Origin of the sequence: Rhizobium sp. SG570 (genome assembly GCF_012275345.1) — a bacterium.
Lineage (GTDB): Bacteria > Pseudomonadota > Alphaproteobacteria > Rhizobiales > Rhizobiaceae > Rhizobium > Rhizobium lusitanum.
This window is the reverse complement of record NZ_JAAZQI010000001.1, coordinates 335,220-360,340: the sequence shown is the minus strand read 5'-3', so window position 1 is coordinate 360,340 and position 25,121 is coordinate 335,220. Positions and strand designations below refer to the sequence as shown.

Below are 25,121 nucleotides of genomic sequence, written 5' to 3'. Positions count from 1 at the left end.
AACAAAAAAGGCCGGGCTAACCCGACCTCTTCCTTCATTGTCTCGACGATCGATGCCAGTACATCCGTGGCCAAAGATCGGAAACAAATGGCTTACATGGCTTCCAGCTGATCAGCCGACATCTTGCCCGAACGCTTGTCCTTGACAAGCTCGTAGGAAATCTTCTGGCCGTCGCGGAGAGTGCTCATTCCAGCGCGTTCAACGGCTGAAATATGCACGAAAACGTCCGTCGCGCCATCATCGGGCTGAATGAAACCAAAACCCTTGGCAGCATTGAACCACTTTACAGTACCTGTGCTCATAACGATGACCTTTCAATCGCTCATATAATAATCCCAATCCAGGGAATAACTGGATGGCAGTACACCGATTTTGAGAGGAAGCTCGTCAGTATTGCGCGGAACGCGTCGCAGCAAAGTTCAATCACCAATATCGATGCCGGTGCTTATATCCGATATGCATATTCCTCACAAGCAGAAACACCTAAAATATCGAAACAGCCAGATATCTCATCAAAAACCGGCCCGGATGGAGGAAAATCCAGACACAATTTTGGATTGAAAAAACGAAGGTTTTTCAATTGATTTCCCGCTATTTCCATTATCTTTCGCCAGGCTTCACCGGGTATTTTTCGTCAAGTTGCAGCTTGTGATAGAGCTTCCATTGACTGTTTCCGCCAAGGGTCGCGGAATTATATCGCTTATTCGGCGCGTCATCTGCTACAGGATGAAATCATAAGTCCTGCAAGCGCGGTCGATCACCGCGCAATATTTGCAACCAACGCCAACGCCGACACGAACCATGGAGGCCGATATGGCGCCACCCAACAAAGACAATCTATTCGGCTCCAAGAAACAGGCAGCTCCGGCCAAGGCCAATCAGCTCGATTCCACCGTCAAGGAAATCCTCGCCAGCGAACAGGCGATGCGCGCGCGGAAAACGGCTCGCCTGCGTGAGCTTCGCCTCGAGAAGGAGGCATCACAACCGCCGCCGGAGCCAAAGATGAAGGCCAAGCGGAAGACGGCAAAAGCATCCGAAGCGGCCAAATCCGAATCCGAGAAATAACATAGCCCGATAGACGTCATTGCGCATTTCGTGAACACACCCTCCACGTCCCGCGCATTGAACAGACGGCAGCTTGTGCCCTAGATTGCGACCAATCTCACAATCGAGTCTGGAGCAACCATGGTCGCCGGCATCCACCACGTCACGCTGATCACCCGCAAGGTACAAGCGAATGTCGATTTCTACGTCGGCTTCCTTGGCATGCGCCTCGTCAAGCGCACGGGCGGCTTCGAGGATGCCACCCAGCTTCATCTGCTCTATGGCGACGCGAAGGGTTCACCCGGTTCGCTGGTGACCTTCCTCGTCTGGGAGGACGGCTCGCCGGGCCGCGCCGGTGTCGGCCAGGTCGGCGAGATTTCGCTTGGCATCGACCCCATGAGTATCGGTTTCTGGCTGACGCGTGCCTTGAGCGCCGGCCTGAAGCCGGAAGGTCCTTTCGAGGAATTCGGCGAACCGGTCCTGCGGCTGAAGGATCCCGACGGCATCATCGTCAAGCTGGTCGGCACCAACGCCTTGCAGGCGGCCGCCCCCTGGACGACCGATACTATCCCGCAGGAGCACGCCATTCGCCGCATTCGCGGGGCGACGCTGTTCAGCGAAACGCCGGACGAGACGCGGGAGCTTCTGGTCAACCATTTCGACTATCGGCCGCAGGCAACCAATGGCGCCATCAGCCGGCTCGTGTCGGAACCCGGCGATATCATCGACATCAGGGATGCGCGCGGCTTCTGGGCGAGTGCACCGGGCACGGGTACGGTCGACCACGTCGCCTTTCGCGCTGCCGACGATGCCGAGCTTCAGTCCGTGCGGACAGCATTACAGGCCGTCAATTCGTGGCCGACCGCGATGCATGACCGCAAGTATTTCCGCTCGCTCTATGTTCGCGAACCCGGCCGCATCCTCTTCGAACTGGCAACGGATGCACCGGGCATGCTGGTCGATGAGGATGAGACAACGCTCGGCACGCGCCTCTTTTCGCCTGACGACAAGCCTGAGCGACAGGCCGAGCTGGAGGTGATCCTGCCGCAGTTCTCCATGCCCGGCGACCCGCGCGTCATCTATCGCGACCTGCCCTTCATCCATCGTTTCTTCACGCCGCAGCAGCCGAACGGCAATATCTTCGTCCTGTTGCACGGCTCCGGCGCCAACGAGACGGCGATGTTGCCGATTGCCCATAAGATCGATGCCCATGCGACGCTGCTCGGCGTGCGCGGCCGGGCGCTCGAAGAAGGCGCGCCGCGCTGGTTTCGCCGGAACGGGCCCATGTCCTTCGATCAGGCCGATATCGTCAGCGAAGCGGAGGCCTTCGCCGCTTTCATCGACGGCGCGGTCCATGCCTATGGCCTCGATCCGGAGCGCATGGTCTATATCGGCTATTCGAACGGCGCCAACCTGCTCGGCGCCATGCTGTCACTGCACCCGCAACTCATTCGCCGCGCGGTGCTGCTAAGGTCCATGGCGGTGCTGACCGATCCGCCGGCGGTGGATATGTCGACCGCCGACGTGCTTGTTATCGCAGGCGAGAAGGATCTGTACGGCCCATACACCCAGCCCCTTGCGGAGCGCCTGCAGAACGGCCGCGCAAAGGTCGACCTTGCGACCGTTCCTGCTGGTCACGAGCTTGACGATGCCGATTTGCCGGCCATTCAGCGCTGGCTGAAGCAGTCCGTGTGACCCCTTCCCCCCAAAAGGGGAGAAGGTACTTGAGGCAGATGATCAACCCTTGAAGGTGTATTCGGTGATCGACTCCGGCTTCATCTCGATCGAGAAGCCCGGCAGGCTTGGCGGCATGTAAGCGGCATCGCGGATGATGCAGGGGTCGATGAAGTGCTCGTGCAGATGGTCGACATATTCGATAACGCGGCCGTCCTTGGTGCCGGACACGGCGATGTAGTCGATCATCGACAGATGCTGCACATATTCGCAGAGCCCAACGCCGCCGGCATGCGGCCAGACCGGCAATCCATACTTGGCGGCAATCAGCAGCACGGCCAGAACTTCGTTGAGACCGCCCATGCGGCAGGAATCGATCTGCACGATGTCGATCGCGCCTTCGGCGATGAACTGCTTGAACATGATGCGGTTCTGGCACATTTCACCTGTCGCCACCTTCACCGGGCCGATCGCCTCGCGGATCTTGCGATGGCCGGCGACGTCGTCCGGGCTGGTCGGCTCTTCGATGAAGAACGGCTTTGCAAAGGCAAGCTTGCGCACCCAGTCGATCGCCTGACCGACTTCCCAGACCTGATTGGCATCGATCATCAGGTAGCGATCGGGACCGATCACCTCGCGGGCGATGGTGAGGCGGCGGATATCGTCTTCGAGATCGCGGCCGACCTTCATCTTCACATGATTGAAACCGGCATCGATAGCCTCCTGGCAGAGGCGGCGCAGCTTGGCATCGTCATAGCCGAGCCAGCCGGCCGAGGTCGTGTAGCAGGCATAGCCCTCGCGCTCGAGCGTGGCGATACGATCCGCCTTGCCGGCTTCCGCCTTCTTCAGAATGGCGACCGCTTCGTCGCGGTTGAGCACGTCAGTCAGATAGCGATAGTCGACGATATCGGCGATGTGCTCCGCATCCATCTCCGCGACCAGGCGCCAGACCGGCTTGCCTGCCTCCTTGGCGAGCAGATCCCAGACGGCATTGACGACCGCGCCGGTAGCAAGGTGCATCGCACCCTTTTCGGGGCCGATCCAGCGCAGCTGGCTGTCGCTGGTCAGATGCCGCCAGTACTTGCCGGGGTTTTCCAGCACCGTCGCAAGCTCGGTGCCTACAACCAGATGCCGCATCGCCTCGATCGCCATGCAGCAGATGTCGTTGCCGCGCCCGATGGTGAAGGTCAGGCCGTGGCCCGCAAGGCCCGGCCTGTCGGTCTCGAGAATGACATAGGCCGCCGAATAATCCGGATCCGGATTCATCGCATCGGAGCCGTCGAGGCTCTGCGATGTCGGGAAGCGCAAATCGAAAACGCGAAGATTGGTGATGCGCGTCATTGGAAAACTCCTTCTAAATCCATCGGCCGCCTCTCGAAACCTCAACCGAGGTCGAACTCCTCCCAGAGCGCCGCATTATGCTCGCCAACGTGCGGGGCCGCACGCTCGAATTTCGGTCGCTGCCCGTCGATGCGGATAGGCGAGCGGGTGGTGCTGAGGCTAACCCCGTCTTCGCGTCCGATCGTCTGTAGCATGTCGAGAACGCGAAAACCCTCGCTGCCGAGCAGCTCCGGCCAGTTCAGCACCCGGGCGCACCAGATGTCGGCAGGCTCCAGGATAGCAAGCCATTCGTCGACGCCGCGGGTCGCAATGCGCGCCGCGATAATCGCCTTGATATCGTCGCGCGAGGTGAACCAGCTTTTCGGGTCGTCTCGATAAGGCGCCAGTTCCTCGATGCCGAGCAGATCGGCAAGCTTCGGGATCGGCGTCATGGCGATGGCAAGGTAGCCGTCGGCCACCGGGTAGACGCCATATGGCGCGGAAAGATAGGCATGGGCGCTGCGAACATGCGAACGCTCCGGCAGCTTGTTGCCGCTGTTCATGTGCACGCTCAGCACCTCGACCTGCAGGTCGATCAGCGCCTCAAGCAAGCTAGTCTCGACCAGGCCGCCCTCGCCTGTCACGCCGCGCCGAACCAGCGCCGCCAGAATGCCCTGAGCCGCTGCCGCACCGGCCAGCATGTCGCCGATCGCCAGACCGAAGGGCACTGGCCCCTGCCCTTCGTCGCCATTCAGCCACATGACACCGGAGCGTGACTGCGCCAGGAGATCCTGACCCGGCCGCGATACCCACGGGCCTTCTTCGCCGTAGCCGCTGATCGAGCAATAGACGAGGCGCGGGTTGAGCTTGCTGGCGGCCTCGTAATCCAGCCCCAGCCGCTCGATCACGCCCGGGCGGAAATTCTGCACGAGAACGTCGGCCTTGGAGATGAGCTTGCGCAGCGCGCTCATATCGCGCTCGTTCTTCAGGTCGACCGCGAGGCTTTCCTTCGAACGGTTGATGGCATGGAAAATGGTGGAATCGCCGCTCTCGGCATCGCTGAGATAGAGCCCGCGAGAGAGATCGCCACCACCGGGCCGTTCGATCTTGATGACCCTGGCGCCGAGATCCATCAGCCTGAGGGTGCAGTAAGGCCCGGACAGGAACTGGCTCATATCGACGACCACCAACCCGGCCAGCGGCAAGTCCTTCTTCAGCGCCATCAGTATTTCTGCTCCCCCGCCATCATCTCGGCCAAAAGCGCTTCTCCACCTCGGCGAACACTCTCGCCGCCGATTCCCGCGTCAGCCTCAATCTTCTTATGTAAATAGTATTTTCACATATGGATGACATTTGCAAACAAAAAGAGGGAGGATATTCGCCGGCCATCCCGCCAAGACCACAGGAAAATGCGATATGGTTCGACAAGATCAGGATTGCTGAAAGGAGATTGAGGATGGCGACGGTCAAATTGCTCGATGATACGGAGGCGGAAGCGATCCCGGCGGTGAAGGCGGTGTTCGATGATATACGTGCGGTCCGAAAGTCCGATTTCGTCAATAATTTCTGGCGCGGCCTCGCCAAGGATCCAGCCTTGCTGAAGCGTACCTGGGAAGGCCTGAAGGCGGTCATGATGGCGGAGGGCGCGCTCGATCCGCTGGTGCGCGAGATGATCTACATCGCTGTCTCGACAGCCAATGGCTGCACCTACTGCGTCCATTCCCACACCGCAGCCGCCAGGGCAAAGGGCATGACGGATGCTCAACATGGGGAACTGCTGGCTGTCATCGGCCTTGCCGGACAGACGAACCACCTGGTCACCGCCATGCAGATTCCCGTCGATCCAGAGTTCGACGTCGGTCATCCCTGACAATGAAAAAGGCCCGCCAGCATTGCGCCAGCGGGCCTTCGATCATTGATCGCGTTTCTAGCGGTCAGACTTTTCCGTAGCCTGAGCTTCTACGGCAATAGCAGCGACGCTGATGCCGTTGTTCACGGCCAGCAGCCTTTTGCGAACCAGGACGCCCATGACGCGGGCGGCGGTCGAAAAGGTCATCGTGTCAAGCGGACCTTCGCCCTCCCAGGGCTTGGTCAACCGTTCGGTCACAGCCGAAACGATGTTGTTGGGCACGATGTCGGTGCATTCGCGCATGGCTTCGAAAACGACGCTGATGGGGATGATCCGCCCCTCGAACGTCACAATCGGTTCGGTTACTTCGCTGTCCCATTCCTCGAAGGCATAAAGTCCTTCGCGAAAAAGCTGCTGCAACGTAATGGGGGCATGACCCTCATGAAGGGGCGGCAAGGCATTCGACATGTCTGTCTCCTTTCAATTGGAAGTCCGGCGCATGATATGAAAGTGATCGGTCTCCTTCAGAGACCAGGCGCTGCTTCTTGAGTTTGGCGCGCCCCGAACGCAGTCTATGGGGCAAGCGGCGCGGCAAACCATGTCGTGACCGGCGCAACGCGGGACACACACAAAATGTTCCCACCGGTCATTTAACTTGATCAAGTCTATAGATTAATCTCGACTTGAAAAGCCTCTTTGATAATTTTCTGCAATTCTCTTTATTTTTGAAGGACTTCGCGTAGAGTAAAACGACACATCATAGTCGCGAGGCGCGCGAATCCCTTCCAAAACGGTGAAAGGAAGACCATGTGCGGCAATCATGAAAATGAGCATGACCATGGGCACGATCACGCTCACCAAACGATCGACTGGCGGGAAAATGGGGTTAAAATAATCCCTGGCAATGCCCTCGACCCGAATACGGCGCAGACGCCGGGCATGAATCGTGCAACCGCGATCAATCACGCCCGCGCCGGCGCGGAAAAGATCTGGGCCGGCACTGTGACGATCCACGCCAACGCCAAGACAGGCGCCCATCATCACGGCGATCTCGAAAGCATTATCTACGTCGTCAAGGGCAAGGCGCGGATGCGCTGGGGCGACAATCTGGAATTCGTCGCCGAAGCCGGCCCGGGCGATTTCATCTTCGTGCCGCCCTACGTGCCGCATCAGGAAATCAACGCCAGCCGCGACGAGACACTGGAATGCGTGCTGGTCCGCTCCGGACAGGAGCCTGTCGTCGTCAATCTCGATATCGAGCCGGTGGAAAAGCCGGAAAATGTCCTTTGGAAGGACCCGATCCATCGCTAGCTTGCATAATCTTTGGGCAATTGCCTATTTTGCCACATAAATAATCTATAATATTTGTAGAAAATTAGTTTCCGCTTTGCACTGCACTGAAAAGAGTTTTTCAGAAGTGCGTCGCACAACGCATGATCCTGCTTCGCGACGCGAACATGCGTCTGAGATGATTAAGCCGTCAACGAGATAATGATCTCGATCATCTGGAACAGGATTTCCCATGACTGAAAAGCTTTCTAGAGGCTTCGACGCGCTGCGCCTTTCCCGTCGCGCCGGCCTCGCCGCCATCTTTGCTTCCGCTGTCGCCGCTTTCGGCTTGATGACAACCGCTACCCCGTCTTTCGCTGCCGACAAGACGATCAAGGTCGGCATCATGAGCGGTGAAGACGAAGATGTTTGGCGGGTGGTGACCACGGAAGCCGCCAAGAAGGGGCTGAAGATCGAGACCATCGTCTTCAACGACTATACCCAGCCGAACGAAGCGCTTGAACGCGGCGAAGTCGACGCCAACGCCTTCCAGCATCAGCCCTATCTCGACAACCAGGTCAAGCAGCACGGCTACCATATCGTCCGCGTCGGCTATACCGGTGTCTGGCCGATCGGCCTCTACACCAAGAAGTACAAGGCGGTGGCCGATCTTCCGAAAGGCGCGGTCATCGGCGTGCCGAACGATCCTTCCAACGAGGGCCGCGCGTTGCGCGTGCTGCAGAACCAAGGCGTGATCAAGCTCAAGGACGGCACCGGCATTCTCGCCACGACAGCCGACATCGCTGAGAACCCGAAAAATGTCGAGATCAAGGAACTGGACGCCGGCATCGTCGGCCGCTCGATCGACGACCTCGACGCTGCTGTCGTCAACACCGACTGGGCGCTGAAAAGCGGCCTGACACCGAAGGATCGCATCGCGCAGGAGCCGATCGACGGCAACCCCTACCGCAATTTCATTGCCGTCAAACAGGGCAGCGAGAATGAAGCTTGGGTGAAGACGCTGGTGGCAGCCTACCAGAATGACACCGTCAAGGCTGAGTTCGACAAGGTCTACAAGGGAACGGGCCTCAGCGCCTATTGATAACCGAACCGCGCGGGGGACAGCGCTGAGCGGCAGGGCGGCCGGGGCATCTTGCCCGGGCCGCCTTTGGCGTTTTCCGCGCAGCCTCAACCCGCGCCGCACCCAAAAAGAAGATCGGGAAGCAGACAGACATGAACTCCTTCACCCCTGTCACGTCAATCAACGGCCATCCGCCGCCCCACCCATCGACCGGCGATGAAATCATCCGTCTCGTCGATGTCCGCCGTCGGTTTGGCGCGACACCTGCGCTGGACGGCGTTTCGCTGACGGCGCGTCGTGGCGAGATCGTCGGCATCATCGGCCGCAGCGGCGCCGGCAAGTCGACGCTGATTCGTTGCCTGAACGGGCTGGAACGCGCCGATAGCGGCGAGATTTATATCGAAGGTCGCGATATCGCAGGCCTTTCGGAGAAGGAACTGCAGCCGCTGCGCCGCCGCATCGGCATGGTCTTCCAGCACTTCAATCTGCTTTCCGCCAAGACGGTCGAGGAAAATATCGCCCTGCCGTTGAAGATTGAGGGCGTCGCCAAGGCCGAACGGCTGCAGCGGGCGCGCGACCTGCTTGAACTCGTCGGCCTTGCCGACAAGGCAAAGGCCTATCCGGCTGCCCTTTCCGGCGGCCAGAAACAGCGTGTCGGCATTGCCCGCGCTCTCGCGGCACGCCCGGCGCTTCTTCTGTCGGACGAAGCGACATCGGCGCTCGATCCGGAAACGACGCGGTCGATCCTCGCGCTGCTGAAGGATATCAATCGCAAGCTCGGGCTCACCATTCTGCTGATCACCCATGAGATGGAAGTGGTGCGCTCGATTGCCGATCGCGTTGCTGTCATCGATGCTGGACGGATTGTCGAGGAAGGCTCGGTATGGACCGTCTTCGCCAACCCCGAAACGGACATCACCGCAAGCCTGCTCGGCGGCATCCGCCCGCAGCTTCCTGAACACATCGCCGCTCGCCTGTCGCCGACAGCAGGGGTTGAGGCCATCCTCAGCGTCGACCTCGCCGGTCCGGCGGCGCAAGGAGCGCTCTTCGCCGAGCTTTCCGCAGCGCTACCGCGCTCTTTCCGGCTGGTCCACGGCGGCATCGACCACATCCAGAACCAGCCCGTTGCCCGCTTCTTCATCGCGGTCCCGACGCGCGATGCGGCCTTGCCGGCGCAGGTCAGCGATTTTCTGAAAGCCCGCTCCGCCCGGGTGGAGGTTCTAGGCTATGACAACTGATGTAATCCTCAGCCTGCTTTGGCGCACTTTCTGGGAAACCGTATGGATGACCGGCGCATCCGGCCTGATCTCTTTGATCATCGGCCTGCCGCTCGGTCTCGCCCTTGTCGTGACAAGCCGCGGCGGTATTGCCGAGCAACTCGCCGTCAACGGCGTCCTTGCGGCATTGGTCAATGGCTTCCGCGCCGTGCCTTTCGTGATCCTGCTCATCGCGTTGATTCCGCTGACGCGGCTGATCGTCGGCACCGCACTCGGCACCACGGCGGCGATCGTGCCGCTCACCATCGCGGCAATCCCCTATTATGCCCGTATCGCTGAGGTATCCCTGCGGGAAGTCGATCGCGGCCTCATCGACGCGGTGCGTGCCATGGGCGGCAATCGCTGGACCATCATCCGCGAGGTGCTGGTGCCGGAAGCCATGCCCGGCATCGTCGCAGGCTTCACCGTGACGCTGGTGACGCTGATCGGTGCCTCCGCCATGGCGGGCACGATCGGCGGCGGCGGGCTTGGCGATCTTGCCATCCGCTATGGCTACCAGCGCTTCGAAACGGGCGTGATGGTCGCCGTCGTCGTCGTGCTGATCATCCTCGTCTGCGGCATGCAATGGCTTGGCGACCGGCTGGCCGCCAGGCTCGATCGTCGCTAGGACCTTAGCCAGCCCTCCCGCTATTCATGCTCCGCCGCCGGTGCGGCGGGGTTCTGGCGCGCGTCGAGATTGAGCATCGGCACCGCGCCATTTGGAAGCATGGTGGTGGGCAGTTGCCCGTTCCATTTTTCCGCTTGGGTCAGGAAGATCAGGTTGGGGTTATCGCGCAATGCATCGCCGCGGGCCTTGATCGCCTTGGCTTCCGCATCGCCGCGAAGCTGGATCGCCTCGGCATCAGCTTCCGCCTGCAGCCTCACGGAATCGGCCTGTGCCTGCGCATCGGCACGGCGGGCATCAGCCGCCGCCTGCGCCTGCGTCACAGTGATCTGCGCCTGCACCTTCTCGCGCTCGGCATTCTGCCGCAGCTTCTGCACCTCGACTTCAGCGAGCATGCGCTGCTCGATGCTGTTCTCATAAGCGTCGGAGAAATCGATATTCTCGACCTGGACGCTATCGATCTGCACCGGCCCCTGGATACCGGCCTCGATTGCCGCCTGTACGTCCGTGTTGAACTGCGCCCGGTTCTGAATGACGGAGGCGGCGGTGAATTTGCCGAAAACCGTCTTCACGTCCTGCGGCGCACGCCGGGCAATCAGCCGCGATTCCAGATTGCCGATCGAACCGAACTCCGAATAGACATGCTCCACCGCATCTGCAGGCACATGCCAGGAGATCGTCACACGCATGTCGGCGGGCTGCTGATCCTGCGAATAGGCCTGCATCTGCGGATGCTCATTGTTTTCGCAGCTGGCCCCATTCTGACAGGTCCAATAGGTCACCTGCTGCGTCACCGGGATTTTGACGACAGTCTCGATCCAGGGCAGCTTGAAATGCAAGCCCGGTTCGGCCGTACCGACCATGGCGCCGGTGCGCAGGATGACGCCGCGCTCGCCCTGATCGATCGTGTACCATGAACTGAAGACGAGCATCAGCACGGCGATAATGGCAACGATGCCGATAAACGCCGTTGCACGGCCTTTGCTCGCCATGGATGCTATGTCGATTTCCCGGTTTGCCATCGATATCCTCACCATTCCCCAGAGCATTCAAGCGTTTCGCGGAATCGCTTGAATGCTCTAAGTTATTGTTTCCACGCAATTCTGGACAGAAAACCGCTGCGCGCTTTTCGGAGAATTGCTCCAGTAGCCGAGACATAGATGAGTCGAACCGAAAATGCACTCGTAGGTATACTACGAGCCAAGGGGCTCCGTTAGTTCCGCGTCACCGGTTTCGAGCGCATGCGCGATACCGTTTCCCGCTCCGCGCGCTTGCAGCGCATCGGCGGCAGACCGCGATCCATCAGATCCATGTCCTCCAGCACCATGTCGCCCATTTTCTTGAAGGCGCTGTCGAGTGCTCCGGCGCGATGGGCCGAGCGGAGGAATCCCTTGAGGCCTCGCACCGGATGATCCTTGCCGAGCGGCTCCTCGGGATAGACGTCGCTCGCCGCCACGATATGGCCGGAGGAGACCGCGGCCATCAGCGCATCGAAATCGACGACGTCGGCCCGGCTGAGCAGGATGAAGGCTGCACCCTTGCGCATACGCGCGAAAGCCTCAGCACCGAGAAATCCCTTGTTCTCGCTGGTGACGGAGGCCACCACGAAAATGAAATCGCTGCCCGACAGCACCTCGTCAAGGCTAGCAGGCTGCACACCGTTTTCCCTGAGGATCGACGGCGGCATCCAGGGATCGAACACCTTGATATTGGCCCGGAAGCCCGTCAGCACCCGGTTCAGTGCCTTGCCGAGTTCGCCGAACCCAACAATGCCGATATCGCTGCCCGAAAGCAGCCGGGCGCTGGCATTGCCGTCTCCGCCCCAGAGCTCCCTGCCCTCGCGGAAATCCAGATCGGCATCGATGATGCCCCGCGCCAGGCTCAGCGCGAATCCGAGCCCGATCTCGGCGACCGGCTCTGCAAAGACCAGACCCGTGGTGACGACATGGATGCCACGCTCGAAAAGCACATCGTACGGCATGTTGTTGATAAGGTTGCTTTCGACATTCAGGATGCAGCGCAGCTGCGGCATGCGCTCCAGCGTCTCCTTCGACAGCGGCGGCTGGCCGATGATGTAGCGCGCTTCTGCCAGCACCTCGTCGCCCAATGCGGCGATTTCATTCGGATCCGCCTCGACGATGCGGTATTTCGAGTGAAGCAGGGATAGCGCGTCCTTGGTGAAAATGAGTTCAAGCGAGCGCGGCTCCGGCGCGCTGATGGCCAAAGGCCTGCTGTCGGTCGTCATCTTAATCTTTCCCTGTTTCAGCGTGCGATCCAATATTATTCGATGGATCAAATCAATCAGGCTTCGTCCTCTTCTCCCGGCATTCCGACAGAGAAGGCGCAGATGCGTGAGAGATGGGTGAGCGGCAGGCCCGTATCGGCGTGCCAGGCATTGAACCGATCCTGGATCAGCCGCAGGTCCTTCTTCGTCGGCTTGCCTTCCGAGATCGGCAGGCCGGAAAGGCGCAGGCAGACGAGCACATCATGGCTCATGACGAAGCTGTCGCGGCCGATCGCCCGCAGGAAATATTGGCCGCTCATGCCGCCGAGCCGTTCTGCCCGCTTGTCGAGCACGCCGAGCAGGCCGATGTGATCCTCAATCGGCCAATCGGCAAAAAACTGGCCGGCGCTGCCATGCTCATCGGCAAGCTGCCGGATGAATTGGGCATTCGCCCGCACCGACATGATCTTGGCGCCGTTGCGGACAATACGCGTGTCGGACGTCAGATCATGCCAGTAATCATCAGGCGCGAGATTGAGAAAGGCAGGATCGAAACCGGAGAAGGCCGCTTCAAAACCCGGCCACTTGGAATCGATAACGTTGCGGACGAAACCGGCATAGAAGACATAACGCGTCATCTCCGACAAAAGCCGATCGTCCGCCTGCGCGCGCAGGACATCGACATCAGGCAATTTCGGCATCAGCGTCTTCAGCGCGGCGGCACCGCCCTTGCGCTTTTCGGCCCGCTCCTCAATCTCCGCAAAGCTTCCCATCGCTGTCTTCCTCCGGCTGCGCTGCACGCCAAGTCATTTATGATCCCATAGCTCCGCGCAAGGGTCTTCGGCGCCGCGGGTATCGGTCAGACGCACCGCATCGCGACGCGCGACTCCAAAGTTGATCGCGCTACGCCTTGAATCAACCGGGCGATGATTGAAACAACGGTGACCTGCACCAGTTACGTCCCGAAATTAACTTGAGATTTTGCGCGCCGTGGCATTAACCTCTGCGGCGTCGGATCGGAGCTTCGCACCATGAGCATTAAAGACTGGAATTATCCCATCATGGTCATCTGCAAGCGTACCGGGAAGGTCTATACCGTCGGGACCACGAAGGATGCATTGGACATGCTGCTGAACGCCTGGCCCGTGGCGGAAGGCAAGGCGTTTTTGATGGCCCTGCAGATCTGTGCCGATGTCGAGAGCGGCCACGGGCACCCGCTGGAGGCCCGAAACAGCTTCATGGCCGCAGCAATGGAAGCCGGTGTTCCGATCGAGACCACCATGGTCCAACAGCACTGACCGCGCTCAATAGGTCCCACCCGAAGACAATTGCTGCGCATTCCGGCAAGATCAGATAACCCGCTTCCGGCCAAATCCACCCAAAAATGGAGCCTCAACCCGCCTTGTCTTGGTGGGGGCGCAATATATACCGAGGTTGACCTAAGTTATCTGGGTTTTCGGGGATTTAATCATGAAGAAGAACATTCGCGCGGCCCTGGCCGCAGCATTGATTTCGTGCGCCTTCGCATCATCCGCACTCGCTTTTGGCGCAATCGCCGTCGACGACCAGCAGGGCCTTTCTGCAGGGGAAGCCGGCTATGGCCTGGGCTGGGGCTCCAGCCGCGCGGAAGCCGAGCATAATGCCATCAAAGAGTGCCGTTCGGCGGGCAATGACTCCTGCAAGTCGGCCGTGTGGTTCGAACAATGCGGCGCCTATGTCGGCGATCGCGTCAACTACGGCATTGGCTACGGCAGCAGCAAGCGCGAAGCCGAGCGCATGGCGCTGGACAACTGCCCGCATTGCAAGATCGTCATATCCGACTGCCAGTGATCCGCCGACCTTTCGATCGGCCGCTTGCAAGGTGATTTGAAACGTCCCGCCGCCAGTAGTTCAGCACTTGCGGCGGGCTCGACGAGATCAGTGCTCCACATAAGCTCTTGGGTGCCCGGCATTTTCTATCGGCTGGGCTGCCGCGTCATTCCGACAAGACAATCAATTTTCAAGAAATTGCGAAACTTTTTCCGCTCGCGGGAGTTTCGATGCCAATGTCGGAGCACCATTGAATGAACATGATCATTATGACCAGCGGCGTTCGCTGGAACGAACCTGTGTACCTGCGTATCGGCTACGGCATGCCGGAGAGAATAAGAAGCCCGAAGGATGCCCTCAACCATCTTCTGTTCCGCTGGCCGACCGTTCGAGGGGAAAAGTATAGTACGGCAAGGAATATTTGCTCGGCGGCGGAAGGAAACTCACTTCTTCACAACGAAGCCAGGATGGCATTTGTTGAAGCCTGCGTCGAAGCTGACGTGCTGGACTAAGCCCGTCGGCATCGATTTTACAGCATCGGGCGCCGCCAAAGGCGCGGCGCTGACCGGTCTGAACCTGTTCGCAAACGCACATTCCGAGAGGTCGACGGCGACAGCCGTCGGACATCCAAACATGGCTTATTCGGACAATAGGCGTGGCAGGTGCTGTTGAAGCAAGCTGCCGGCTCGATCGCGCCCCCTGGCAACAGGCTGACAGAAGCAACCTCGAAGACACCAGGCAAGATGACGTTCGACGCGGAACGCTTTTTGCAATGGTTACCGAAGCATATACGTTTCGGAGGTAGTGCGTTTTGAAACGAAACACTTTACGACCATTCCCGGCCGTAACACTCGTACTCGGAGAGACCGGCGGATATCGCCGCGTCAATTCGGTACATCAAGTCGCCGAGTTGCTACTGGAGCATTGGCCGGTCGAAAGCGGCGAAGAATATGTGACTGCGGTGCGCATTTGCCTCGAGGCGATGCTGGGCGCCGTTCCTCCGGAGGCCGCACGGGACGCCTTGATCAGGGCCGCCCGGGAGGCGGGCCTATCCGTGATGCAGTGAACTCATCCGGTCATTTCGGAACCAGGTGGGATCTCCGAAGGGGCAATTCATTCTTTGTGAACCAGTGCGGGCGAAGGTGCCAACAAAGGCAGGCGATTCGCCTTGCCGATGACGGAGATGATATGTCGCTTTTAGCATTCCCAGCCGACAGACGCGCCAGTGATATCAGGCGGTGCGCCAGTGCCCTGCAGCAGCTTCACGGAGAGGAAGCAAATCGCTTCTGGCGCTCGGAAATGGCGGGCTTTGCCGCCACCCTGAAACGGCAGGGAATGGATGAAGACGAGATATCGCGCCAAGCTGGGCTTTTCATGCATGCGGTTCTGATGGAACTGCAGTTGGCCTTTGCGACGGACGAAATGAACGCGTCCGCCTGAGGAGGCTACTTCGGCAGCCGGCAGAACACGATCGATCGGTCGCCGCTCGATGGCGACCTGATCTGCACGGTCCAGTCTGCGCCGGGAAAATGAAATCCCTTCGACGCAACAACGCCCGTAATCTGCGTGCAAGCCTTCCGAGCATCGATGGTCGTCAAGTCGATCGTCGCCGTCACGGAGTATTTCCGGCTGGAAACCTGGCACGGCGCGGTGAACAGGCCAGTATTATCTATCATCTTGCAGACCCGGAACGCGTTGTTCACGGCATCGTCAGCAGCCAATACAGAATTGGCGACCACCAGAGCAGTGGCCGCCGCCAAAAACATCCTCATTGAACACCCCGTTCCCCTGTGGCGGCACGGTGCCAGAGCGCGTTTCGTCTTGCAAGATATCTAGCATGAATTATCCATGGCCGTTTACAAATGCGGGTGATAAGCGGATTTTCTCGCGCCATTCAGTCCGTTTACCGATCATCTAGCGAACAGGGCTCAGGGCTCGCGATCGTTTCTTCCGGACGCAAAGAACTTCGCCCGGCTTGCATTCACGCATCAACAAAAAGAGCCGCAGAAGCGACCCCTTGTCCGACAATGATTTCATATCGTCTTGTCGTCTTGCTTGCCGAACTGCCTATGCGATCATCGAAAGCACAACGACCCCCAGGATGCTTAAGCCGCCGAAAACAGGCAAAAGTTTCACCATGATATGCCGAGCAAGTCTCTTCTCTTTTGAGGTCATGGCCAGATCCTCGCAAATTCCGTGACGCTTGAACGCAAAGACGCGCAAGAAGTTTCACTTCCATCGCAGTTTCCTAATCTAAGATGTCGCTGAAAGTATGGCGAGCTGATGGTGGTTATCGTGAGGTCGACGGCGCACCCGTTTGGATACCGCGCCACCGGCAACTGCCCTTGACCCGAACCTATCTGGCTACTGCGGTTCGCCAATCTCCACAGCGTGCCCATCAGGATCATAAAACCGGAACACGCGCTGTCCCCAGTCTTGTCGCTCGACGGAATGGATCAGCTCAACATGCGGTGCAATTCTTTCGAACGCTGCATCCACATCCTCATGTTCGAAATAGAGAAGCATGTTTCCGCGCCCGTATGGGCTGGACGTTTCAATAGTTTTCTTCCAGACCGTTTGCTCAAGTGACTTCCCGTCATGAATGGCGAAGCCGGTCTCGAAGAGAATGAAGTTCCCGAAATCGCTCAGGATTTTGAGACCCAGCAGGTCGCAATAAAATGCCTTCGAGCGAGCTATGTCGCTGACGAAGGGGATTGGATTGACGAAACGCATTGAGGATGCCAGCTCTTTTGAGGAAATCTGGAGAAGGGTAAGGAAATTCAGATGATTGCCAACCAGTCAATTGGTGATTGTGTTTGGACTTCGATAGCAGGCACCGGTGGGAACGCTAGGCGTGACACAGGGTAAAGCTCGGGTTGGAGGCGGCCCGGTCATCCTGACAACCCGATCGGCATGACTGCTGATCGGGCTTTCACTTTTCGAGAATGAGATTATCTCGTTCTCTTAGTCCGTCAGCTTGCCGATCAAAAGCCCGGCAAAGAGACCAAGCAGGGCCGTAACCATAAGAATGGAACTTGTCGCCGTTGGATTGTCCTTGGCAGCCTGAACTACATTTCTGCCTTCGGTCCGCGCCTGGTCCGCAACATTGGAAACCCTCGTCTTCACCGACGACAGCGCTTCGTCAGCGCGTTCGGAAGCAATGTCAATCCTGCTGGCCAAATCCGCTGAAAGCTTGGCAATCTGATTTCGAAGCTCTTCGATCTGCGCATTGATGTCTTTATCTAGCGTGATGTCGGCCATTAGATCCTCCTGATAGTGGCGTAAAGTCGCCTGTCAGGAACGGCGATGGCTCGCTTTGGTTCCCTGCCCATTCTGACGAGCGGAATAGGATCATCCTCGCCAGATTCATCGCGCCTATAGATATTCGGCCTCCCTTGGCGTGGAAAGGTTCATATCCTCACTGGAGGATATCCCCTGCCAGCCCTTCAGCTTCGCCGGTCTCCGGCGAGGCGAAGACGATCCCCGCCATCTCTGGCCTCACATCAGCCGGATTATTCGGGAACTCGACCCCGAATGGCGCTTCTTCGAGAACAAGCGGGCCTGTTCAGCGCGGCAGAGATCGGCGCATCTCACCAGCGTCGGCCGCTCTTCATTGTGGCCCACGCCGACAAAGTCCCTCTACTGTACGAAGATCGAATTGGTACTGGTGAACAATTGTTTCCGGATGAAGGACGACGCGGCAGCTGCGGGGTCACAGTTCGGGATCGGCAAGGCTGCGAGGGTTTGGACGCATCTTTGGATGCTCATGCAGGCATGCGGCGCGACACCGACGAAGCCCTTCAGCTTCCCATCTTCCCACCCGCTCCATCTGAGTTTGAACGCTGGGCCCCGATCCTCGCCCGGAGACCTGACCTTCAACCCGAACTTTTCGGATTGGATCATGGGCTGGCCGATCGGGCGGACCGACCCGATGCGGCCGGTAACGGAGTGGTCAGCCTGGCTGCGGTGTATGCGTGGCAAACTCTCACAGATGCCCTCTTTGAAGGGGCTTCAAACAACGCTTAAAGACCCTTCAAAACAGCGGTGAGCCGAGTTTCGTACTTTGCCTACCGGCAAATATAGCGAACCTCGTATTGCGGTTCGATTACAAGAAACGTTTGGGTGGCGGAGCAATGCCGCCCACTCGATGCTAGCCAAGCAATGGCAGCGTCTTGATAAAGGATCATCGGCGTTCTCGTGTCGGCGGCGCCAAGCGTGATCCCTTGTCCGGCACCCTGTAGAGCCGCGCCGCCAATACCCAGGGTGATCATCATTCGGTTTTCTGCCGGTTTATCGAAAATCCGCCATTGCGCATTCGTCGATGGATTTACCCATGTGACGACTTTCACGCCGGAGTAATTCTTCATCGCGTAGTCCATGCCAGCACAGCCGGCCAGACCCGCCACAAGCAAAGCAACCAAGCCAATTTTTTTGAACATGCGATCCCCATCTGCATTCGAAATGAATGAAGGGTCCGTAACGTGAGTCGAGGGTTTTAGGGAGTGCCTGGAGGGTGACCTGCGATCCTATAATTCGGCGCTCCCCACGTGGTCTTGGGCGCGGTCGGCAGAAAACCATAAATTCCGGAAGCCCGTGTCAAAATTCCGGAAGTCGCGTCCGGCTACACCCAAGGTATTGATATTATACGGGGAATTTTGGTAGCGGAGGAGGGATTTGAACCCCCGACACAAGGATTATGATTCCTCTGCTCTGACCTACTGAGCTACTCCGCCACGTCTGCGCATAATAATTGTCTATGATGCACAAAGGTCAAACGAACCACTGCTCGAAAAGCGTTGGCCCGTCGGTTGAGCGGCTTATAAGGTGCAGCTCGGCTTGGTGTCAAGCGGATGATTTGGAAAAATCAGTGCTTTCTCTTGGCCGGGCTGCTTGCCCCTTAAGCCGCGACCGGGCTTGCCAGCAAAGCCTTCAGGGAGGCCTCGGCAATCGGCTCGCGCTCGGAGCGTTCGATAAAGCCGCCACCGTAGACGCGGGCGTCGTCGCCTGGCGCCGAATAGAGCGCGCAGGCCTGCCCCGGAGCAACGCCGGCCTCGCCGATCGTCAGGTCGACATAGATGCCGCTGGCATCGGTGTGCAACACGGCCGGCGACGGCGCACGGGTGGAGCGGACCTTGGCGTAGCAGGCAAAGCCCTCGCCTGAAGCCGCCTGCATCAGCGTTTCGTCGCCCAGCCAGTTAACGTCGCGCAGATAGACGCGGTGCGTTTCCAGCGCTTCCTTCGGGCCGACGATGACGCGGCGCGAGCGAGCGTCGAGATAGACGACGTAGAGCGGCTCGCCAGTGGCGATGCCGATGCCGCGGCGCTGGCCGATCGTATAGTGCAGGATGCCCTCGTGCTGGCCCAGCACACGGCCGTCAAGATGGACGATCTCGCCGGCGAGCGCCGCATTCGGCTTCAGCTTGGCGATTACATCGGAATATTTGCCCTGCGGCACGAAACAGATGTCCTGGCTGTCGGCCTTCTTGGCGACGACGAGGCCCATTTCCTTGGCAAGCGCCCTCGTCTCCGCCTTCGGCATGCCGCCGAGCGGAAAGCGCAGATAGTCGATCTGCTCCTGCGTCGTGGCGAAGAGGAAATAGCTCTGGTCGCGATCGGCATCGGCCGGGCGATAGAGCGCACGCCGGCCGGGATTGTCGGCAGAAGGGTTCGGGCGCGAGCGAATGTAGTGGCCGGTCGCCAGAGCATCGGCGCCGAGCTCCTTGGCGGTCAACAGAAGGTCGGCGAATTTGACGGTCTGGTTGCAGGCAACGCAGGGGATCGGCGTCTCGCCGGCGACATAGCTCTCGGCGAAAGGATTGATCACCGTCTCGCGGAAGCGCTTTTCGTAATCGAGCACGTAATGCGGGATACCGAGCGTCTCGCAGACGCGGCGCGCATCGTCGATATCCTGGCCGGCGCAACAGGAGCCGGCGCGATGCACGGCCGCGCCATGATCGTAGAGCTGCAGCGTGATGCCGAGCACATCATAGCCCTGCCGCTTCAAAATGCCGGCGACGACGGAGCTGTCAACGCCGCCCGACATGGCGACGACGACGCGGGTATCTTCCGGCCTCTTGTCAAAATCCAGTGTATTCACGGTCGTTGCCGCCAGTCTTGAACGATCTTCGATGCTGCCGAGCGGGATGACTTTTTTTTCGAAACGTCGTCACGCTCTCGTTATTTAATGTCGCATGATCTTATCCAAAAACCGCTGCACACTTTTTGGGATCACGCTCTGACCGCCGAGTGCCATGCAAAAGCGGCGAATTTTCATGCGGGACAATGGGCCGCACACTTTGCAGCCCGCCTCAATTGTGGACGGATATAGAAAGGATTGCCATCCGGCGCAAGGGGCAGGCCGATATGCGAATCACCCCTTGGCCTTCAAATGCCCGATCAGGTTGCGCCCGCGCCGCAGCACGGTGACGGCCGACCCGATCGCAACGACCCAGAGGGCAACGGTCAGGACCCATATGCCGCCGCTCCACAAGGCCTCGACAACAGAGAGGAGCGCCGCAGCGGTGACGACCGCCATGCGATGCTGCTTGGCCATCGGGCCGGAGAAATCACTGGGGTTCCCGGTGGCGCGCCCGAGTTCACGGACATAGGCGGTCAGCACCGCGAAAGCGGCCGCAGCCCAGCCGAGCCCCGGCGCTGCTATGCCGTAGCCGATGCCGGCAAGGATGAGAATATCGGCGATACGGTCCGGGAATTCGTTCCAGAAGGGTCCGTCAGCCTCGCCCTTGCCGCCCTCGACCGCCACCATTCCATCGAGCAGGTTGCAGAGCAGGCGCAATTGGCAGAACAGCGCCGAAAGGATCAGCAGCAGCACGCGCATGCCGACGCCGCCGGATCCGGAAAGCCAGAAGCAACCTCCGGCCAGCGCCGCCATCGCCATGCTCGCCTGCGAAATCTGGTTCGGCGTCACCGAAAGCGCGGTCATGCGCCGCGCCAAGGCCTGCGCCCAGCGCGTGTTGCGGCTAGCTAGAGGTCGCCTGTCGCCTGTTCCCTCACCCTTCATGGCCCTCACCTGTCATACTTTGACGCCTCCCGCCGGAAATCGAATAATTGTAGATCGCCGCATAGCTCGATGACACCAGCAGCGGCACCGCGATCGTCTTCAGGATCTCCGGCGTGCCGCTGAGAGCATGGATCGTCACCAGGATCGCCGCGGAACCCAGACAGGCGATCAGCGGCGGCGCCCAGAGGACTGTAAAGCCGCCGAACCGCCGCGACAGGGCCTCGACGGCCGACTTCAGAAACAGCGTCAGGCAGCCCGAAAGCACGCCTTGCACAAGACCCGCAATCAAAGGCCGCGGCATCGGATGCGTGCGATTGGCGAAGACGGCCCAGCCGCCCATGGCAAGGAACGCGAAAAGCACATGCACGATGCTGCTGCCGGCAAGTGCTTTCAGCCTGCCTGTCATGACACTGACCACCAGAATCGGACGAGGTGGAAGAAGATGGGCGCCGAGAAGACGACCGAATCCAGCCGGTCGATCAGCCCGCCATGGCCTTCGATCAGGTGGCCCCAATCCTTGACGCCGCGATCCCGCTTGATTGCCGACATCACCAAGCCGCCGAAGAAACCCATGATCGTGATGACAAAGGCAAGCAGGCCCGCCTGTAGCGGCGTGAACGGCGTTACCCACCAGAGCGCCGCCCCGATCAGCGAAGCGCTGATGACGCCGCCGACGAAGCCCTCCACCGTCTTCGACGGCGACAGCCGCGGCGCGATCTTGGTTTTCCCGAAGAGCTTGCCCCAGACATATTGCAACACGTCGCTCAATTGGACGACGATCACCAGGAAGGCGATTAGCAGCACGTTGCGTCCTTCATAGCCCGGAATATGCAGGGTGAGCAGTGCGGGCACATGCGAGGCGCAGAAGACGCAGATCATCAGCGCCCATTGCACTTCGGCGATGCGCACCAGGAACCGCTCGGTATCGCCGCGCAGCACCGCGACGATGGGCATGAACAGGAAGGCATAAACGGGAATGAAGATCGAATAGATGCCATATTGCTCGGCCCAGAGCAGGTAATATTGCACCGGCAGGGCAACGAAGAAGGCGGCGGCAAGCGCCCAATGATCGGCGCGCCTTGTGTTGATCAGCGTCACGAATTCGCGCAGCGCGGCAAAGGAGCAGAAGGCAAAGAGCAGGATGACGCCGGCACGCCCGGCCACGAAGGCGATGCCGATCAGCACCACCATCACCCACCAGGCCTTGATGCGTGCATTCAGGTTTTCGATCGCCGCATTCGATCCATCCGGCGACAAGCGCCGCTGCAGCACGTAGCCGACGATGGAGGCGACGATCAGCACGCCAAAAATGCCGAGGACAAGGTGGATCAGATCGGCGCTGGCAGCATTCATGCTCAGTCTCCCGCCCGCTTCGGCGCAAGCGCCAGCAACGCCGATTCGGCTCTCGCCAGGAAACCCGCCTTTTCCTCGGCCTCGCCGATATGCAGCGCCTCGCCGAAGGTAACGGTGCAGATCAGTGGAATGGGCACGAACTCGCCCTTGGGCATGACGCGATTGAGATTGTCGATCCAGACGGGGACGAGATCGATATCCGGGCGGGCCTGGGCAAGATGGAAGAGCCCGCTCTTGAACGGCTGCAGCGGCACCTCCGTCAGATTGCGCGTACCCTCCGGAAACAGGATCAACGAAGAGCCGGCATCGAGTGCCTGCGCCATCTGCGTGACCGGATCTTCCTTGCGCGCCTCGCGATCCCGCTCGATCAGCACCGCATTGAAGACATCGCGGCCGATGAAACTGTTGAGCTTCGATTTCAGCCAGTAGTCGGCGCCGGCCACGGGCCGAACACGCCGACGCAACCGGGGCGGCAGCACTGCCCATATGAGGATGAAATCACCATGGCTGGAATGATTGGCGAAATAGATGCAACGGCCGGTATGCATGCCGCTCTCGGGCCAGATCGCTCTGACGGCGGTAACGGCTCGCGCAAACAGCACAATCGCCACGGATACGGGCTTTGCCAGCCACTCGATCGGCTTGCCCATCCCTTCCCCAAAAATCGTTTTCCAGAGTGCCTCCATGGCAAAGAGATAGGCCCGTTTGACCGGCCTCGATAGCCCGCCCGGCCGACTTATCCACAACCCTGCCAACAGTAGTGGAAACCCGGCGCAACTTGCGTCGCGCCGGGTTTCAGGACGGCTCTTGGGAGGAGCAAATGGATCACCCCGCCTCCTCCTTTGCGAAGGCGGCGGGCTTAGTCGACGTTGAAGACCAACGGCTTGGCCTGGCGGATCGCGTGATGGGCGGTCAGCTTGGCCAACACATCATCGCTGATTGGGCCATCGACATAAAGCAGCGCGATCGCGTCGCCGCCCTGCTTGTCTCGCCCGAGCTGGAAGTTGGCGATGTTGACGCCAGCGGAGCCGAGCGTCGTGCCGATGAAGCCGATCATGCCGGGAACGTCGGTATTGGCGAGGTAGACCATGTGGTTGCCGACATCGGCGTCGAGGTTGATGCCCTTGATCTGGATGAAGCGCGGCTTGCCATCCGAGAAGACGGTGCCGGCAACAGAGCGGGTCATGGTGTCGGTGGTGACAGTCAGCTTGATGTAGCCATCATAGACGCCGGTCTTGTCGCGCTTGACTTCGGCAAGCACGATGCCCTTTTCCTTGATCATGATCGGCGCCGAAACCATGTTGACATCGGCGACCTGATTGCGGATGAGACCGGCCAGCAGCGCGCTCGTCAACGCCTTGGTGTTCATGCCGGCGGTGATGCCGTCATAAAGGATCTCGATTTCCTTGATCGGGTCTTCCGTGACCTGGCCGACGAAGGCGCCGAGAACATCGGCAAGCTTGATGAACGGCTTCAGGATCGGCGCTTCCTCGGCGGTGATCGACGGCATGTTGATCGCGTTGGAAACCGCACCCTTGACGAGGTAGTCGGCCATCTGCTCGGCGACCTGGAGAGCGACGTTCTCCTGCGCTTCCGTTGTGGACGCGCCGAGATGCGGCGTGCAGACGACGTTCGGCAGGCCGAACAGCGGGCTTTCCTTGGCAGGCTCGACTTCGAAGACGTCGAAGGCGGCACCGGCGACGTGGCCGGACTTGATCGCAGCAGCAAGCGCCGCCTCATCCACGAGGCCGCCACGGGCACAATTGATGATGCGCACGCCCGGCTTGATCTTGGCGAGCGCATCGGCGTCGATGATGTTGCGGGTCTTGTCCGTCAACGGCACGTGCAGCGTAATGAAATCGGCGCGGGCGAACAGCTCGTCGAGCTCGACCTTGGTGACGCCCATTTCCTCGGCACGTTCCTTCGAAAGGAACGGGTCATAGGCAACCACGTGCATCTTCAGGCCGATGGCGCGGGCAATGACGATAGAACCGATATTGCCGGCGCCGATGACGCCGAGCGTCTTGCCGGTGATCTCGACACCCATGAACTTCGACTTTTCCCACTTGCCGGCCTGAGTCGAGGCGTCGGCAGACGGAAGCTGGCGGGCAACGGCGAACATCAGGGCGATGGCATGCTCGGCCGTGGTGATCGAATTGCCGAACGGCGTGTTCATGACGATGATACCGCGGCGCGAAGCGGCGGGAATATCGACATTGTCGACACCGATACCGGCGCGGCCGACGACCTTGAGGTTCTTGGCCGCTTCGATGATCTTCTCGGTCACCTTGGTGGCGGACCGGATGGCGAGACCATCGTAATTGCCGATGATTTCGAACAGCTTGTCCTTGTCCTTGCCGAGCTGTGGCTGGAAATCGACTTCGACGCCGCGATCGCGGAAAATCTGGACGGCGGTTTCCGACAGTTCGTCGGATACGAGAACGCGAGGTGCCATGATAGGCCTCCTGAAAGGGTCAGCGATGATGAGCAATTCCAGGAAGATGCGAAGCGGTTTTCCGTCCGGAATTGCGTGAAAGCAAACAGATAATTCGGAATGCTGGGCTCCGCCCTATCGGCGGAGCCGTGAACGCTTGAA

At 59.7% G+C, this 25,121-nt stretch carries 30 protein-coding genes, 1 tRNA gene and 1 pseudogene; 14 read left to right on the top strand and 18 right to left on the bottom strand.

Features of this window, described 5'->3' with window-relative positions; all coding sequences use genetic code 11:
• Positions 1-92: 92 nt before the first annotated feature.
• Entirely contained in the window at positions 93-302 is a 210-nt protein-coding gene (locus tag FHT28_RS01765; RefSeq protein WP_034503699.1) for a cold-shock protein, read from the bottom strand.
• Between the two features lie 511 nt (positions 303-813).
• On the opposite strand from FHT28_RS01765, the gene FHT28_RS01760 reads away from it, so the two are divergent.
• Both FHT28_RS01760 and FHT28_RS01755 read left to right on the top strand, forming a co-directional pair.
• On the top strand, positions 814-1,065 hold the full coding sequence (locus FHT28_RS01760; protein WP_246704782.1) for a hypothetical protein: 252 nt from the start codon (positions 814-816) through the stop codon (positions 1,063-1,065).
• A gap of 120 nt (positions 1,066-1,185) precedes the next feature.
• Entirely contained in the window at positions 1,186-2,739 is a 1,554-nt protein-coding gene (locus FHT28_RS01755; RefSeq protein WP_168595424.1) for a VOC family protein, read from the top strand.
• 42 nt (positions 2,740-2,781) lie between these two features.
• Here FHT28_RS01755 and FHT28_RS01750 read toward each other — a convergent pair whose 3' ends face one another.
• The gene (locus FHT28_RS01750; RefSeq protein WP_047555403.1) at positions 2,782-4,059 is read right to left on the bottom strand and encodes an L-fuconate dehydratase; all 1,278 of its coding nucleotides are present in this window, start codon (positions 4,057-4,059) and stop codon (positions 2,782-2,784) included.
• A 41-nt stretch (positions 4,060-4,100) separates the two neighbouring features.
• Positions 4,101-5,261, bottom strand: coding sequence for a CaiB/BaiF CoA-transferase family protein (locus tag FHT28_RS01745; RefSeq protein WP_037196546.1), 1,161 nt, complete (start codon positions 5,259-5,261; stop codon positions 4,101-4,103).
• Between the two features lie 233 nt (positions 5,262-5,494).
• Here FHT28_RS01745 and FHT28_RS01740 point away from each other — a divergent pair, with 233 nt between their 5' ends.
• Positions 5,495-5,908, top strand: coding sequence for a carboxymuconolactone decarboxylase family protein (locus tag FHT28_RS01740; RefSeq protein WP_037196545.1), 414 nt, complete (start codon positions 5,495-5,497; stop codon positions 5,906-5,908).
• Between the two features lie 57 nt (positions 5,909-5,965).
• Here FHT28_RS01740 and FHT28_RS01735 read toward each other — a convergent pair whose 3' ends face one another.
• Positions 5,966-6,355, bottom strand: a complete 390-nt coding sequence (locus tag FHT28_RS01735) for a hypothetical protein (RefSeq protein ID WP_037196544.1) — start codon at positions 6,353-6,355, stop codon at positions 5,966-5,968.
• Positions 6,356-6,694: 339 nt separating this feature from the next.
• On the opposite strand from FHT28_RS01735, the gene FHT28_RS01730 reads away from it, so the two are divergent.
• The 4 genes from FHT28_RS01730 to FHT28_RS01715 all read left to right on the top strand — a co-directional run bounded on the left by FHT28_RS01730 (position 6,695) and on the right by FHT28_RS01715 (position 10,121).
• Positions 6,695-7,198: a cupin domain-containing protein gene (locus FHT28_RS01730; protein ID WP_047555400.1), complete on the top strand. Its 504-nt coding sequence runs from the start codon at positions 6,695-6,697 to the stop codon at positions 7,196-7,198.
• Between the two features lie 211 nt (positions 7,199-7,409).
• Positions 7,410-8,258 (top strand): MetQ/NlpA family lipoprotein, encoded by an 849-nt coding sequence (locus tag FHT28_RS01725; protein WP_168595423.1) that lies wholly within the window; start codon positions 7,410-7,412, stop codon positions 8,256-8,258.
• A gap of 131 nt (positions 8,259-8,389) precedes the next feature.
• The gene (locus tag FHT28_RS01720; protein WP_168595422.1) at positions 8,390-9,475 is read left to right on the top strand and encodes a methionine ABC transporter ATP-binding protein; all 1,086 of its coding nucleotides are present in this window, start codon (positions 8,390-8,392) and stop codon (positions 9,473-9,475) included.
• Positions 9,465-10,121, top strand: a complete 657-nt coding sequence (locus tag FHT28_RS01715; protein WP_168595421.1) for a methionine ABC transporter permease — start codon at positions 9,465-9,467, stop codon at positions 10,119-10,121. Before FHT28_RS01720 ends, FHT28_RS01715 begins: the two co-directional genes overlap by 11 nt.
• Positions 10,122-10,141: 20 nt before the next feature.
• Here the strand turns inward: FHT28_RS01715 and FHT28_RS01710 are convergent, their stop codons facing one another.
• From FHT28_RS01710 to FHT28_RS01700, 3 genes are all read right to left on the bottom strand, one after another.
• Positions 10,142-11,140, bottom strand: coding sequence for a prohibitin family protein (locus FHT28_RS01710; RefSeq protein ID WP_037196538.1), 999 nt, complete (start codon positions 11,138-11,140; stop codon positions 10,142-10,144).
• 191 nt (positions 11,141-11,331) lie between these two features.
• Positions 11,332-12,363, bottom strand: coding sequence for a hydroxyacid dehydrogenase (locus FHT28_RS01705; protein WP_168595420.1), 1,032 nt, complete (start codon positions 12,361-12,363; stop codon positions 11,332-11,334).
• Between the two features lie 56 nt (positions 12,364-12,419).
• Positions 12,420-13,115: a DNA-3-methyladenine glycosylase I gene (locus FHT28_RS01700; protein ID WP_168595419.1), complete on the bottom strand. Its 696-nt coding sequence runs from the start codon at positions 13,113-13,115 to the stop codon at positions 12,420-12,422.
• A 258-nt stretch (positions 13,116-13,373) separates the two neighbouring features.
• Between FHT28_RS01700 and FHT28_RS01695 the strand changes: the two genes are divergently transcribed.
• From FHT28_RS01695 to FHT28_RS01675, 5 genes are all read left to right on the top strand, one after another.
• Positions 13,374-13,640, top strand: coding sequence for a DUF982 domain-containing protein (locus tag FHT28_RS01695; protein WP_047555395.1), 267 nt, complete (start codon positions 13,374-13,376; stop codon positions 13,638-13,640).
• Between the two features lie 172 nt (positions 13,641-13,812).
• A complete protein-coding gene (locus FHT28_RS01690; RefSeq protein ID WP_168595418.1) occupies positions 13,813-14,172 on the top strand; it encodes a DUF4189 domain-containing protein in 360 nt (119 codons plus the stop codon).
• A 233-nt stretch (positions 14,173-14,405) separates the two neighbouring features.
• The gene (locus tag FHT28_RS01685) at positions 14,406-14,663 is read left to right on the top strand and encodes a DUF982 domain-containing protein (protein WP_168595417.1); all 258 of its coding nucleotides are present in this window, start codon (positions 14,406-14,408) and stop codon (positions 14,661-14,663) included.
• A 299-nt stretch (positions 14,664-14,962) separates the two neighbouring features.
• Positions 14,963-15,217 (top strand): DUF982 domain-containing protein, encoded by a 255-nt coding sequence (locus tag FHT28_RS01680; RefSeq protein ID WP_037196530.1) that lies wholly within the window; start codon positions 14,963-14,965, stop codon positions 15,215-15,217.
• Positions 15,218-15,339: 122 nt separating this feature from the next.
• A complete protein-coding gene (locus tag FHT28_RS01675; RefSeq protein ID WP_047555393.1) occupies positions 15,340-15,591 on the top strand; it encodes a DUF6074 family protein in 252 nt (83 codons plus the stop codon).
• 5 nt (positions 15,592-15,596) lie between these two features.
• Here the strand turns inward: FHT28_RS01675 and FHT28_RS01670 are convergent, their stop codons facing one another.
• The 3 genes from FHT28_RS01670 to FHT28_RS01660 form a co-directional block, all read right to left on the bottom strand.
• Positions 15,597-15,917, bottom strand: a complete 321-nt coding sequence (locus FHT28_RS01670) for a hypothetical protein (protein WP_234903749.1) — start codon at positions 15,915-15,917, stop codon at positions 15,597-15,599.
• 598 nt (positions 15,918-16,515) lie between these two features.
• Complete coding sequence (locus FHT28_RS01665) at positions 16,516-16,884, bottom strand: VOC family protein (RefSeq protein WP_047638937.1); 369 nt, start codon at positions 16,882-16,884, stop codon at positions 16,516-16,518.
• Between the two features lie 231 nt (positions 16,885-17,115).
• Positions 17,116-17,412, bottom strand: coding sequence for a hypothetical protein (locus tag FHT28_RS01660; RefSeq protein ID WP_051963452.1), 297 nt, complete (start codon positions 17,410-17,412; stop codon positions 17,116-17,118).
• Between the two features lie 139 nt (positions 17,413-17,551).
• On the opposite strand from FHT28_RS01660, the pseudogene FHT28_RS36000 reads away from it, so the two are divergent.
• Both FHT28_RS36000 and FHT28_RS01655 read left to right on the top strand, forming a co-directional pair.
• Positions 17,552-17,653 (top strand): annotated as a pseudogene (locus FHT28_RS36000) (hypothetical protein); the annotation flags it as partial.
• Positions 17,654-17,685: 32 nt separating this feature from the next.
• Positions 17,686-18,177 (top strand): hypothetical protein, encoded by a 492-nt coding sequence (locus tag FHT28_RS01655; RefSeq protein WP_246704795.1) that lies wholly within the window; start codon positions 17,686-17,688, stop codon positions 18,175-18,177.
• 41 nt (positions 18,178-18,218) lie between these two features.
• On the opposite strand, the gene FHT28_RS01650 is transcribed toward FHT28_RS01655, so the two are convergent.
• The 8 genes from FHT28_RS01650 to serA form a co-directional block, all read right to left on the bottom strand.
• A complete protein-coding gene (locus FHT28_RS01650) occupies positions 18,219-18,590 on the bottom strand; it encodes a hypothetical protein (protein ID WP_168595416.1) in 372 nt (123 codons plus the stop codon).
• Between the two features lie 217 nt (positions 18,591-18,807).
• Positions 18,808-18,884 (bottom strand) — tRNA-Met (locus FHT28_RS01645).
• Positions 18,885-19,048: 164 nt separating this feature from the next.
• On the bottom strand, positions 19,049-20,248 hold the full coding sequence (gene mnmA / locus FHT28_RS01640) for a tRNA 2-thiouridine(34) synthase MnmA (RefSeq protein WP_168595415.1): 1,200 nt from the start codon (positions 20,246-20,248) through the stop codon (positions 19,049-19,051).
• 273 nt (positions 20,249-20,521) lie between these two features.
• On the bottom strand, positions 20,522-21,172 hold the full coding sequence (locus FHT28_RS01635) for a CDP-alcohol phosphatidyltransferase family protein (protein WP_047555386.1): 651 nt from the start codon (positions 21,170-21,172) through the stop codon (positions 20,522-20,524).
• Positions 21,162-21,578, bottom strand: coding sequence for a hypothetical protein (locus FHT28_RS01630; protein ID WP_047638940.1), 417 nt, complete (start codon positions 21,576-21,578; stop codon positions 21,162-21,164). The genes FHT28_RS01635 and FHT28_RS01630 overlap by 11 nt, the downstream gene beginning before the upstream one ends.
• The gene (locus FHT28_RS01625) at positions 21,575-22,525 is read right to left on the bottom strand and encodes a phosphatidate cytidylyltransferase (protein ID WP_037196519.1); all 951 of its coding nucleotides are present in this window, start codon (positions 22,523-22,525) and stop codon (positions 21,575-21,577) included. Before FHT28_RS01625 ends, FHT28_RS01630 begins: the two co-directional genes overlap by 4 nt.
• Before the next feature lie 2 nt (positions 22,526-22,527).
• Entirely contained in the window at positions 22,528-23,175 is a 648-nt protein-coding gene (locus FHT28_RS01620; protein WP_168595414.1) for a lysophospholipid acyltransferase family protein, read from the bottom strand.
• A gap of 209 nt (positions 23,176-23,384) precedes the next feature.
• Positions 23,385-24,980, bottom strand: coding sequence for a phosphoglycerate dehydrogenase (gene serA, locus FHT28_RS01615; RefSeq protein ID WP_168595413.1), 1,596 nt, complete (start codon positions 24,978-24,980; stop codon positions 23,385-23,387).
• Positions 24,981-25,121: the final 141 nt, after the last annotated feature.

Coding starts and splice junctions, on each gene's coding strand:
- FHT28_RS01625 (WP_037196519.1), bottom strand. CDS start 22,525: ATGAATGCTGCCAGCGCCGATCTGATCCACCTTGTCCTCGGCATTTTT.
- FHT28_RS01720 (WP_168595422.1), top strand. CDS start 8,390: ATGAACTCCTTCACCCCTGTCACGTCAATCAACGGCCATCCGCCGCCC.
- FHT28_RS01735 (WP_037196544.1), bottom strand. CDS start 6,355: ATGTCGAATGCCTTGCCGCCCCTTCATGAGGGTCATGCCCCCATTACG.
- FHT28_RS01695 (WP_047555395.1), top strand. CDS start 13,374: ATGAGCATTAAAGACTGGAATTATCCCATCATGGTCATCTGCAAGCGT.
- FHT28_RS01620 (WP_168595414.1), bottom strand. CDS start 23,175: ATGGGCAAGCCGATCGAGTGGCTGGCAAAGCCCGTATCCGTGGCGATT.
- FHT28_RS01715 (WP_168595421.1), top strand. CDS start 9,465: ATGACAACTGATGTAATCCTCAGCCTGCTTTGGCGCACTTTCTGGGAA.
- FHT28_RS01660 (WP_051963452.1), bottom strand. CDS start 17,412: ATGGCCGACATCACGCTAGATAAAGACATCAATGCGCAGATCGAAGAG.
- FHT28_RS01740 (WP_037196545.1), top strand. CDS start 5,495: ATGGCGACGGTCAAATTGCTCGATGATACGGAGGCGGAAGCGATCCCG.
- FHT28_RS01650 (WP_168595416.1), bottom strand. CDS start 18,590: ATGTTCAAAAAAATTGGCTTGGTTGCTTTGCTTGTGGCGGGTCTGGCC.
- FHT28_RS01745 (WP_037196546.1), bottom strand. CDS start 5,261: ATGGCGCTGAAGAAGGACTTGCCGCTGGCCGGGTTGGTGGTCGTCGAT.
- FHT28_RS01630 (WP_047638940.1), bottom strand. CDS start 21,578: ATGACAGGCAGGCTGAAAGCACTTGCCGGCAGCAGCATCGTGCATGTG.
- FHT28_RS01725 (WP_168595423.1), top strand. CDS start 7,410: ATGACTGAAAAGCTTTCTAGAGGCTTCGACGCGCTGCGCCTTTCCCGT.
- FHT28_RS01710 (WP_037196538.1), bottom strand. CDS start 11,140: ATGGCAAACCGGGAAATCGACATAGCATCCATGGCGAGCAAAGGCCGT.
- FHT28_RS01675 (WP_047555393.1), top strand. CDS start 15,340: ATGTCGCTTTTAGCATTCCCAGCCGACAGACGCGCCAGTGATATCAGG.
- FHT28_RS01750 (WP_047555403.1), bottom strand. CDS start 4,059: ATGACGCGCATCACCAATCTTCGCGTTTTCGATTTGCGCTTCCCGACA.
- FHT28_RS01700 (WP_168595419.1), bottom strand. CDS start 13,115: ATGGGAAGCTTTGCGGAGATTGAGGAGCGGGCCGAAAAGCGCAAGGGC.
- FHT28_RS01685 (WP_168595417.1), top strand. CDS start 14,406: ATGAACATGATCATTATGACCAGCGGCGTTCGCTGGAACGAACCTGTG.
- FHT28_RS01665 (WP_047638937.1), bottom strand. CDS start 16,884: ATGCGTTTCGTCAATCCAATCCCCTTCGTCAGCGACATAGCTCGCTCG.
- FHT28_RS01760 (WP_246704782.1), top strand. CDS start 814: ATGGCGCCACCCAACAAAGACAATCTATTCGGCTCCAAGAAACAGGCA.
- FHT28_RS01755 (WP_168595424.1), top strand. CDS start 1,186: ATGGTCGCCGGCATCCACCACGTCACGCTGATCACCCGCAAGGTACAA.
- FHT28_RS01765 (WP_034503699.1), bottom strand. CDS start 302: ATGAGCACAGGTACTGTAAAGTGGTTCAATGCTGCCAAGGGTTTTGGT.
- FHT28_RS01670 (WP_234903749.1), bottom strand. CDS start 15,917: ATGTTTTTGGCGGCGGCCACTGCTCTGGTGGTCGCCAATTCTGTATTG.
- serA (WP_168595413.1), bottom strand. CDS start 24,980: ATGGCACCTCGCGTTCTCGTATCCGACGAACTGTCGGAAACCGCCGTC.
- FHT28_RS01690 (WP_168595418.1), top strand. CDS start 13,813: ATGAAGAAGAACATTCGCGCGGCCCTGGCCGCAGCATTGATTTCGTGC.
- FHT28_RS01635 (WP_047555386.1), bottom strand. CDS start 21,172: ATGAAGGGTGAGGGAACAGGCGACAGGCGACCTCTAGCTAGCCGCAAC.
- FHT28_RS01730 (WP_047555400.1), top strand. CDS start 6,695: ATGTGCGGCAATCATGAAAATGAGCATGACCATGGGCACGATCACGCT.
- FHT28_RS01655 (WP_246704795.1), top strand. CDS start 17,686: ATGGCGCTTCTTCGAGAACAAGCGGGCCTGTTCAGCGCGGCAGAGATC.
- FHT28_RS01705 (WP_168595420.1), bottom strand. CDS start 12,363: ATGACGACCGACAGCAGGCCTTTGGCCATCAGCGCGCCGGAGCCGCGC.